3 protein-coding genes are annotated in these 7,609 nt (G+C 65.4%); all 3 read left to right on the plus strand.

The genetic code is table 11. The annotated features are described in order from the left end of the window. Positions 1-742 precede the first annotated feature (742 nt). On the plus strand, positions 743-2,896 hold the full coding sequence (locus AC5JJ1_RS12760) for a peptidase domain-containing ABC transporter (RefSeq protein ID WP_495785482.1): 2,154 nt from the start codon (positions 743-745) through the stop codon (positions 2,894-2,896). Then, a complete protein-coding gene (locus tag AC5JJ1_RS12765) occupies positions 2,893-4,290 on the plus strand; it encodes an HlyD family type I secretion periplasmic adaptor subunit (RefSeq protein ID WP_495785483.1) in 1,398 nt (465 codons plus the stop codon). Before AC5JJ1_RS12760 ends, AC5JJ1_RS12765 begins: the two co-directional genes overlap by 4 nt. Before the next feature lie 24 nt (positions 4,291-4,314). Continuing rightward, positions 4,315-7,609 (plus strand): N,N-dimethylformamidase beta subunit family domain-containing protein (locus tag AC5JJ1_RS12770; protein ID WP_495785484.1); only part of this gene is annotated, 3,295 nt, incomplete at its 3' end.

Below are 7,609 nucleotides of genomic sequence, written 5' to 3' on the forward strand. Positions count from 1 at the left end.
GATTCTACCGCACCTGCCCGGTAAACCTGGGAAAATTATTACGTGCCGTGCCCTAGGCCTGAGACTCACATGTCGTCCTAAACCATCAGTCGAGGCGGGTGGCGTCTGGCAGATCGTGCTGGCCGCACTCTGGTTGCGGCCGGCGATGGTCTGCAGGGTGTGATGACTTAATCGGGGCCGCCCTCCCGCGGATACGTGGCAAACTGTGCCGTGGCTCATGCACCGCTACCCGCTTGCTCCAGTCTGGCTGCGGTCGGGACAGTGCAGCAGACACCGTGCAGGCGGTGGAATGCAGCCGGTAACCCCCATCATGGTCTGGGCCCCATCGGTGGTTCGGCCGCATCGCCTGCCCGACGCGATGGGGAGATGCCGAGCCGCTGCGGCGGCACTATGAAATCGCAATGCTGGGTGCGCTGATCCCGCGCGACCTGGGACAGCATCCGGCAGCTGTTGGGTTGCCAGACCTGGCGCCCCGTCACCGCTGGAGACCCGGATTAGCGGTGCGAGGACCGCCTTACCGCCACGCGCGCCTCCGCGTCGGTGACGGGTTGCGCCACCCAACACTTAGCTGACCCAAGCTCACTGTTTGTTCGCCACCGCGTCTTATCTCGAGAAAGCTTCAGTTCAACAGCATATGGTCACTTTTTTGAGATATGTCGCACGACCGGCATTGTGGCCTCATCGTTTTAATGTTCTAATAAAATGTCGGAAACGTTTCTTGAGGCGAGCAGGCGGCTGTTTGATGTCGACGAACGCGCAAACACACAGCCAGCTCGCCTGCTTCGCATTCGTCGCCAGGCATCAGGGCGTTCAGCTCACAGTTGAGCGGCTGCTGCATGATTATGCCATTGGCGAAACCAATATTTCGCCGGCCGTATTCGTGCGCATGGCGCAGGATGCCGGCTTTCACATGCAGCCAGCGCGACTCGAATGGTCCGAGCTACGGGCGCTGTTCGCGGTGCAGCCGGTCATCGTGCAGCTTAAGAATGGCAATTGTGTTGCCGTGGTCGACCTGCGCGACGCCGCGGGCGTGCCCACGCTCCGGCTGTATGATCCGCTGGTCCAGGGAACCGACCTGATTGAGGTGGCTCAGGACACCTTCAGCCAACACTGGGTGGGTGAGGCTGTTCTCCTGCGGCAAGTGGCCGCGGCGCCGCCGACCCAAGGGGTGCCATTCGGCCTACGCTGGTTCATCCCGGAACTGTTGCGGCAGCGGCGCTTGTTTGCCGATGTCATCTTGGCCGCGGTCTTGCTCTATGGTTTGGGGCTGGCGACGCCAATCTTCTTTCAGATCGTGCTTGACAAGGTTCTCGTCCACCACAGCTTCGCCACATTGCAGGTTCTAACGGTCGGTGTTGTCATCGCGTTGTTGTTCGATGCCTTGTTTAACTTCCTCAGACGTTACTTACTGATCTATGCGACCAACCGGGTCGATATCCGTGTCGCCACCCGGACGTTTGGCCACCTGCTCGGGTTGCCGATGACCTTCTTCGAGCAGATGCCGGCCGGCGTGATCGTGCGGCATTTGCAACAGGCCGGCCGCATCCGGGAGTTCTTGACCGGCCGCCTGTTCCTGACCCTGCTCGACTCGCTGTCGCTTCTGGTCTTCGTCCCGGTTCTGCTGCTCTACAGTGCCCAACTCACCCTGATCGTGCTGGCCTTCACTGGCCTCACCGCATGCGTGATCGGGGCTCTGGTAGGTCCGTTCCGGCGGCGCCTCAGCGCCCTCTACGACGCCGAAGGCGAGCGGCAGGCGCTGTTGACCGAGAGCGTTCACGGCATGCGGACCATCAAATCCCTGGCGTTGGAGCCGCAACAGCGGCGCGCCTGGGATGACCGCTCCGCTCGCGCCGTTGGCATGCGCCACGAGGTCGAGAAGGTCTCGGCCTTCGCGCAGTCGCTCACCGGCTTGCTCGAGCGCGTCATGATGGTGGCGATTGTCAGTTTTGGCGCGCTTGCGGTCTTTGAGCAGGACCTGACGATCGGCGCACTGGTGGCGTTCAACATGCTGGCCGGCCGCGTCTCAGGCCCGCTCTCCCAACTTGTTACCATGGTCCATGAGTATCAGGACGTCGCGCTGTCGGTGCGGATGTTGGGGGAGGTGATGGGCCGCAAGCCAGAGCGCGAGGACCGGACGCATGGCATTCGACCGACACTGGCGGGGGCGGTCGAGTTCGATAACGTTTGCTTTCGCTATGCGCCGGACTTGCCGCCGGCGCTCGACCGCGCCTCCTTCTCGGCCGCGGCGGGCTCGGTCCTCGGGATCGTCGGCCGCAGCGGATCCGGGAAAACAACCATCACCCGACTGCTACAGGGCCTGTATGCCGCCGAGCAAGGCATCGTCCGGCTCGATGGCTACGATATCCGCGAGATTGACCTGGTGCATCTGCGTCGCAGCATCGGCGTCGTGCTGCAGGAAAATTTCCTGTTCCGCGGCACGGTCCGCCAGAACATCGCAGCGGCCCATCCCTCGGCCAGTCTCGACGAGATCGTCGCGGCGGCGCGCCTCGCCGGCGCTGACGAGTTCATCGAGCGGTTGCCTCGGGGCTTCGACACCATGCTCGAAGAAAACGGGCAGAATCTCTCGGGGGGTCAGAAGCAGCGGCTGGCTATTGCGCGCGCGCTGGTGACGCGGCCTCGGCTGCTCATCTTTGACGAGGCCACCAGCGCACTCGACCCGGAAAGCGAGGCCATCGTCCGCCAGAACCTGCGCCGCATCGCCAGCGGGCGTACTGTCATCATCGTGTCGCACCGCCTGGCGACCTTGGTCGAGGCGGATGCCATCATGGTGCTCGACCGGGGCAAGATCACCGATATCGGCCAGCATGGCGAGCTGCTGCAACGATGCACAGGTTATCTGAGCCTGTGGAATCAGCAGATGCGAAACGTGGCATGAAGAGCCAACAGAGGGACCCAACCCAGCCGCGGCCCGTGGCGGCGCGAGCGAGCGGCGAGGTCATCGCCCTGGCGCCCCGGCGCCGCGCCACGCTTGTTGCGTTCCATTCGGACGCGCTGGAGATCGAGCACCGAGCGCTGCCAGGTGTTACACGCCTCACCCTGTACGCAGTCGCTGGCCTGATCCTGTGCGCGGTGGCTTGGGCCTATTGGTCGCATATCGATCGGGTTGTTGTGGCGGCCGGCCGGTTGGTGACCACCTCGCCCAATCTGGTCGTCCAGCCTCTGGAAACCTCGGTGATCCGCAGCATCGATGTGGCGGTGGGCGAGGTCGTGCGGCGTGGCGATACCTTGGCGACCTTGGATTCGACCTTTTCCGAGGCCGATGTCGCCGTGCTGCGCGACCGGCTGAGCAGCCGCTCGGCCCAGGTGGCGAGGCTGGAGGCCGAGCTCGGCGGCCGACCCTACGTCACCAAGGCGGTGGCGGTGTCGGGCTACGAGCGGCTTCAGGCGGAGAGTTTCGCGCAGCGCCAAGCCTATCTGGAGGCGAAGCGGCGCGAGTATGACGCCCGCCGCGGGCGGGCCGCGGCCAAGCTGGAGACCAACAGGCGGGATCAGGACAGCCTGCAGCAGCGATTGGTTGCGGTGCGTGAGCTTGAGGCGATGCGCGTTCAGCTCCTGGCCAGCCAGATCGGCTCGCGCGTCAGCCTGCTGGAAATCCGCAATGTCAGGCTGGAGCTGGAGGGCAGGCTCGAACATCTGCGACAGGAGCTGGCCGAGCTCGCGCAGGAAATGGCAGCGATCACGGCCGAGCATGACGCCTTTCTGGAGCAGTTCCGGCAGGACACGCTCGATGAGCTGATCCGGCAGCGCGGCGAGCGGGATGCGGCGGCCGAGGAGCTGAACAAGGCCACCTTGCGCCAGCGCATGGTCACGCTGACGGCGCCTGCGGATGCGGTTGTGCTGGAGGTGGCCAACCGGTCCGTGGGATCGGTCGTCCGCGAAGCGGAGACCTTGCTCACGCTCGTACCGCTGAACGCGCCCCTGGAAGCGGAGCTGTCCGTTGAGGCGCGCGACATCGGTCGACTGGCGGTGAATCAAGCCGTGCAGGTGAAGCTGGACGCCTTTCCGTACCAGGAGCACGGCATGGTGCCTGGGCAGCTGCGCGTCATCAGCGAGGGCTCCTTTCTCAAGGATCGGGAGCAGGGCAGCGACCCAGTGTACCGGGCACGCATTCATCTGGGTGATGCCATGCTGCGGGGCGTGCCGGACAATACACGGCTGCTGCCCGGCATGACCGTGGTCGGTGAGATCAAGGTCGGGCAGCGCAACGTGTTGTCGTATTTCCTTCATCCATTGCTGCGGGGGCTCGATGAGAGCCTCCGCGAGCCCTGACGCTTAGCGGGGAGCCGGGTCATAATGGCAGAGAAAGACCTCACGCAGGTCACGTTCGGTGCAAGCCACCATGCGGCTGCGAGCAGTCCGGACCTCGCTCCAGCCGATGCAGCGCAGCCGCTGGACCTGGCGGCGCCAACCACCACGCGCGCACTGTCAGCGACCAGTAGCGGCGAGCCCTCACCGGCGACCCGCACCGTGACAGCCAGCCCGACGCGGGTGGATGCCCCGGGCCTGCCGGGCGAGGAGATAGCAGCCGACTTTACCCTGTCGCTGCAGGCCGACCCGACGAGCAGTTCGTCACTGACACCTCTGGATCCGCTGACGGCGACCTCGTTGGCGATGTCCAGCACGGGCTCGCGCCTCGAGGTCAGCCCCATGCTCCCGCCCCAGGGCAACGGATCCTCGCCGACGCCGCCAGTGGCTGGTACCCCCTCGCTGACCGGATCGAGCCTCACTCTCACCCAGGCAGCCGACACGGCCAGCGGGACCTCTGCCACCGCGGCGGCGCCCGAGTCCAACGCCAAGAATTTCACCGTGTCGACGGCGATAACGGCTGCGGCGAATGCCATCGTCCTCGAGAATCAGAAGCAGGGAAACCCGCAGAGCGAGTGGGACCTGCTCAACGGCCCCTCCGCCTCGATCGAGGGATTCACGACGGATATCAGCTACAACGTCGGCGCCGTCGTCAAATTCAAGATCAACACCGATGCGAGCAAGTACCGCATCGATATCTACCGGCTGGGCTATTACGGCGGCATGGGCGCGCGCAAGGTCGGCAGCGTCGAGCACAACGCCACAGCGGCGCTGGTGCAGCCGACGCCCCTCCGCGATGCCGCGACCGGGCTCGTCGACGCCGGCAACTGGACCGTCAGCGACAGCTGGGACATGCCAGACGACCTGGTCTCCGGTGTCTATATCGCCAAGCTCGTGCGCGAAGATGGCACGCTCGGTGAGAACCATGTTCCCTTCATTGTCCGCAACGACGCCTCCACCAGCGACATCGTGTTCCAGACGTCGGACACCACCTGGCAGGCCTATAATGGCTGGGGTGGGGCCAATCTGTATGGCGGCAACGGGCCGGGCGGCGACTCGGCCCCGGGTCGCGCCTACAAGGTCAGCTACAACCGTCCGATTACGACCCGCGAAGGCGGTGGCACCTATGCCGGGCCGTGGGATTTTGTCTTCGGCGCGGAGTACCCCGCTCTCCGGTGGATGGAGGAGAACGGCTACGACGTCTCCTATATCTCGGGGGTCGACACCGACCGCTACGGCCAGCGCCTGCTCAATCACAAGGTCTTCGTGTCGTCCGGCCATGACGAGTACTGGTCCGGCAAGCAGCGGGCAAATGTCGAGGCGGCGCGCGATGCCGGCGTCAATCTCGCCTTCCTCGGCGGCAACGACGTGTATTGGAAGACCCGTTGGGAGGGTAGCATTGCGAGTGACGGGTCTGACTACCGCACCCTGGTGAGCTACAAAGAGACGCGGGCTGGCGGCAAGATCGATCCGAGCACCGAGTGGACGGGGACCTGGCGGGACCTCAGCGCCGATCCTGCCGGCGGCGCGCGACCCGAGAACAGCTTGCTCGGCACGATGTTCCAGGTCGACAGCTACCGCGCCGACACGATCACCATTCCCTACGAGCAGACCAAGCTGCGCTTCTGGCGCAACACGGCCGTCGCCAACACGGCGCCCGGCGATGCGGCCAGCCTGGTGCCGAACCTCCTCGGCTATGAATGGAACATCGCACCCGACAACGGCTTCGATCCCGCTGGCCTGGTCCGGTTGTCGACCACGACCCTGAACGTCGACACGATGTTGCTGGACTACGGGACCACGGTCGGCCAGGGCACGGCCACGCACAACCTGACGCTCTACCGCGCACCGAGCGGCGCCCTGGTGTTCAGCTCCGGAACAGTCTACTGGACCTGGGGACTGGACGACAACCACGACGCCACCCCGACGCCGACCGACCCGAACGTCCAGCAAGCCATGGTCAACCTGTTCGCCGATATGGGCGTACAGCCACAGACCCTGCAGGCCAGCCTCGTGCTGGCCACCAAGTCCACAGACCGCACCGCCCCGATCTCCAAAATCACCGCCCCGGCCGGCGGGACGACGGTGCAGGCGGGCATGCTGGTCACCCTGACGGGTACCGTCAGCGACATCGGCGGGCAGGCCGCCGGCGTCGAGGTGTCCACCGACGGCGGCAAGAGCTGGTGGACGGCCAACAGTACGGCGTCCAGCTGGACCTACACCTGGCGGACGCCGGCGGCCGGAACCTACACCATCCTGTCGCGCGCGGTGGATGACAGCCTGAACATCGAGGCGTCCGGTCCGGGCCTGTCCATGACCGTCGCACCCAGCAACCGGGTCACGCTATTCGATTCCAGCGAGGGGCCGGCCCCCTTCCCCAGCAAACTGCCGGCCACGCCGACCACGGTCTGCTGCAATGTTTGCCTGGTGCATGTGTTCGGACCGACCGAGCTGGGGGTGAAGTTCCTGTCAGCGAGCAGCGGCACCATCTCCGGCATTCGGTATTACAAGAATGACGGCAATACCGGGCCGCATGTCGGCAACCTGTGGACGTCGGATGGCACATTGCTGGCGTCGGCAACCTTCTCGGCCGAGAGTGCCAGCGGGTGGCAGCAGGTCGATTTTGCGACGCCCGTGGCCATCGCCGCCAACACCACCTACGTCGCCTCCTACCACACAACGACAGGGGTCTACCTCGCCAGTCCGGTGTCGTATTTCTCGGTCGCGCATACCAGCGGCCCGCTGACCGCGCTCGCCAGCGCCTGGCCGAACGGCCCGAACGGGCTCATCGCCTATGGCCCGGCCGGCACCTTCCCCACCGGCGTCCCGCAGGGGTCTGCCAACTACTGGGTCGATGTTGCGTTCAATCCCTACGCCGCCGCCGGCAACCGGGCGCCCACGGCGGTCGCCGACAGCGGCTTCCTCACCAGCCGTGGCACGGCCGTGCAAATCACCCTGGCGGGCCTTCTGACGAACGACACCGATCCGGATGGCGACCCGCTCGGCATCGCCAGTGTGGCGAACGGCAGCCATGGTACGGTCGCCTACAACCCAACAACCCGCCTCGTCACCTTCACGCCTGATGCGGGATATACGGGGCCGGCGAGCTTTACCTATACCGTCACCGATGGCCGCGGCAGTACCGCGACGGCGCAGGTGGGGGTCGAGGTCGGCCAGGCATCGACGGCGGTCGGCCTGTTCAGCGCCAACGATGTCCCCGCCACCATCTCGACGAGCGACCCGAGCGCGATCGAGCTTGGCGTGCGCTTCACGGCGCAGACGG

It is taken from the genome of Belnapia sp. (assembly GCF_059504005.1).